This is a genomic window from Variovorax sp. E3 (genome assembly GCF_016082275.1).
Lineage (GTDB): Bacteria > Pseudomonadota > Gammaproteobacteria > Burkholderiales > Burkholderiaceae_C > Variovorax.
Genome location: NZ_MOWM01000403.1, coordinates 1 through 278, shown reverse-complemented (window position 1 = coordinate 278; position 278 = coordinate 1). Strand labels below are relative to the sequence as shown.

The following is a 278-nucleotide window of genomic DNA, read 5'->3' as shown; positions in this document are numbered from 1 at the left end:
GCAAGCCTGTCGACTTCGACGTCCTCGGGTCTGAGTACTGCGACAAGCAGCATCGGCAGCCTGTCGAGCGGCTTGAGCACGACGAACAGCAGCGTCGAGCCTGTCGACCTCCACGTCCTCGGGCCTGAGCACGGTGACGAGCGGCGTCACCAGCCTGTCGACTTCCACCTCCAGCGGGCTGAGCACGGCCACGAGCCGGATCAACAGCCTGTCGACGTCCGCGTCGTCCGGCTTGAGCACGACGAACAGCAGCGTGACCAGCCTGTCGACTTCGACGT

General features: G+C 65.5%; 1 protein-coding gene. It reads right to left on the bottom strand.

The window, feature by feature from the left end; translation table 11 throughout:
• Positions 1 to 278, bottom strand: a 278-nt coding sequence (locus BMG07_RS43860) for a hypothetical protein (protein WP_269759931.1), incomplete at both ends; no start/stop codon positions are given.